The sequence below is a fragment of the Micromonospora sp. NPDC049799 genome (assembly GCF_040656655.1).
Lineage (GTDB): Bacteria > Actinomycetota > Actinomycetes > Mycobacteriales > Micromonosporaceae > Micromonospora.
Genome location: NZ_JBFAMU010000617.1, coordinates 1 through 2,629, shown reverse-complemented (window position 1 = coordinate 2,629; position 2,629 = coordinate 1). Strand labels below are relative to the sequence as shown.

1 protein-coding gene and 3 pseudogenes are annotated in these 2,629 nt (G+C 76.2%); 1 reads left to right on the top strand and 3 read right to left on the bottom strand.

All coding sequences use genetic code 11. The annotated features are described in order from the left end of the window. Positions 1 to 99: pseudogene (locus tag AB0I76_RS27295) on the bottom strand (inositol monophosphatase family protein); the annotation flags it as partial. Next, positions 95 to 1,720 (bottom strand): annotated as a pseudogene (locus AB0I76_RS27290) (M28 family peptidase); the annotation flags it as partial. The pseudogenes AB0I76_RS27295 and AB0I76_RS27290, both read right to left, overlap by 5 nt. Between AB0I76_RS27290 and AB0I76_RS27285 the strand changes: the two are divergent. Next, a pseudogene (locus tag AB0I76_RS27285) lies at positions 1,688 to 2,194 on the top strand (DUF2567 domain-containing protein); the annotation flags it as partial. The pseudogenes AB0I76_RS27290 and AB0I76_RS27285 sit on opposite strands and share 33 nt — an antisense overlap. Here the strand turns inward: AB0I76_RS27285 and AB0I76_RS27280 are convergent. Continuing rightward, a partial coding sequence (locus AB0I76_RS27280; RefSeq protein ID WP_357041210.1) for an LON peptidase substrate-binding domain-containing protein occupies positions 2,109 to 2,629 on the bottom strand: 521 nt, incomplete at its 5' end. The pseudogene AB0I76_RS27285 and the gene AB0I76_RS27280 overlap by 86 nt on opposite strands.

Here is a 2,629-nt window from a genome sequence, read left to right as displayed (position 1 = left end):
GCCACCAGGGGCGGGACGACCGTCCATCGTGGTGAACGTGCCGCCCGCCTCGGTGACGATCGGCACCAGCGCCGCCACGTCCCACAGTGACAACACGGGCCCGGAGCGCGACCAGGCCCCGTTGACCGCCGGCCTGCGGGTGCAGAAGATCGACCACGGGCAGCGCGGCCAGGCCGAGCAACACCGCGAACAGCGCCGCCACCCCGCCCATCGCCATGCCGAGCGCCGGGAAGAGCAGCACGACCGTCGGCAGCAGGATCACCACGGCGACCGCGCCGGCCAGGGTCGTCGCGACCACCGGCCACGGGCCGTCGACCGGGGTTGCCAGCGCGATCAGCCCGGCCGCCGCGCCGGCCAGGGCCGGGAGGGTCGCGAGGTACGCCCCGCCGGGCACCAGCACCGCGAGCAGCACACCGAACAGGGCCAGCCAGGCCAGGCCGCCGACGGCCAGGGCGGCCGGGCCGATCCGGCGGCGGGTCAGCGCGTACCACGTGAACAGCACGGCGGCGGCGAGCGCGACCACGGCCAGCCGGTACCAGGTCGGCCGGTACGGGTCGAGCAGCTCCGCGTATCCGGGCCGGAGCGCGGTGATGCCCGCCCAGAGCAGGTACGCGCCCAGCGGGGCGGCCAGCACGGGCACCAGCGCCAGACCGAAGCCGGCGACCAGGCGCCCGGCGGTGGTCCGGCCGCGTCGGCGGGCGAACCAGCCGAGGGCGACCACGCCGGCCAGCGCCAGCAGGGCCAGCGGCAGGGTGAGCCAGCCCGGGTAGCGGGCCAGGCCACCGGGGACCGGGAAGTACGTCGAGTCGTGGCCGGACTCCAGCGCGGTCAGGTCGAGCCGGCCGAACTCCCGGGCCAGGCCGAGCGCGTTGTCGCCGTGGTGCTGGAGGCTGGCCCGGTCCATCGCGGCCGGCGTGTCCAGCGGGGTGTGGTAGATCGCTCCGCCGTCGATGTAGGCCGAGTTCAGCCCGACGAAGCCGTCGGCGTCGAGGAACGCCGTGAAGTCGGTGTCGTTCGGCAGGGCCCGGTAGATCTCCACCGCGAACGAGGTGCCCACCGGGTGCGGCGCGGCCCGACCGAAGGCGGCCACCAGGGCGGCGTTGTCCCGGGACGTCTCGAACATGATCACCGGCCCGGTGGAGCCGCGCGCCTCCAGGTTGAGCACCACGCCGCCGTCGGCGGCGAGCGGGTGGCTCGACGCGAACGCCGACGCGCCGCACAGGCACGCCTCCTCGGCGTCGGTGAGCACCAGGACGACGTCGTTGCGCGGCCGGGGACCGGCGGTCAACGCGCGGGCCACCTCCAGGATCGCCGACGTCCCGGCGGCGTCGTCGTTGCCGCCCGGCCCGGACTGCACCGAGTCGTAGTGCGCCACCAGGAACACTTTCCCGGTGGGATCGGTCCCGGGGACCGTGGCGACCACGTTGCGGACCCGGGCCAGCGTCGCCCCGCCGGCCGCGCCGCTGAGCTGCCCGGCCTCCGGCGCCACGGTGTCCTGCACCTCGGGGGACAGGCCTAGGCCGCGCAGGACGGTGACGAGGTGCTCGCGTACCTGGTCGTTGGCGGGGCTGCCGGCGACGTGCGGGCGGGCCGCGATGACCTTGACGTGCTCGTACGCCCGGGCCGCGCTGAACTCGCCGGGCGGCGCGTCAGCCGGCCGCGGAGCCGGACTGCGCAGGTCGAGAAGGGTGCCGTCTACGCCGAGCCGCAGCCGGAGCAGCCGATGGCCGCCGACGGCTGGTTCAGCCTCCTCGGCCTGGGCTTCGGGGCGCTCGCCGCGCTCGGGCTCTGGTTCGCGCTGCGTCGCGTGCGGGGACCGGTCGGTCTGCTCGCCGCCGTGGTCGGGTCGTTCGGCGCCGCGGTGGTCGCGTGGCAGGTCGGCCGCCGCGTCGGGCTGGGCACCTACGAGCGGCTGCTCGCGACCGCACCGGACGGGCAGGCGTTCGGCAAGCCCGCCGACCTGCGGGCCGGCGGGGTGGACCTGGTGTTCGGCCTCATCCCGGTGCCGCACGGCAACCTGCTGCTGCCCGCGTTCGGTGCGGCCGTCGCGTACACGCTGCTGGCCGGCTGGTCCCGCTGGCCGTCGCTGCGTCCGGAGGCGGAACCGGTCAGTTGGGGGTCGGCGGCGACGCCAGCTCCGCCAGCGGCACCGGAACCGCCCGCACCTGGCGCAGCAGGGCCGATTCGCGGGTGAGCAGGCGCAGCTCGGCGCGCAGCCGGGTCGCGGTGTCATCGATCGCGAGCAGGCGCTGCCGGTCCGCCACGGTCAGCGCCGCCGTCGCGGCGACCAGGTGGGACAGCACCGTCGGGTCCTCCGGCAGCTGCTCGGAGATCTCCTCCGGGTCGGACCGGATCAGGCCCAGGTACTGCCGGAAGACCGAGATCACCCGGGCGGCCAGCAGATCCGCCGCCTCGTCCGGCGCGCCCGGCTCCGGCAGCCACTCGACGTCGGCGGTCAGGTAGGGCGCGGCCTCGGTGTCGACGCCGGTGACCCGGAAGCGCCGCCGCCCCACGGTGACGATGTCGTAGCCCCCGTCGGTGAGCTCGGTCACCTGCCGCAGCTCGGCGGTGCAGCCGACCTCGTGCAGCGCGACGTCGCCGCCGCCGGGCACGGGCCGCCCGTTCGGGC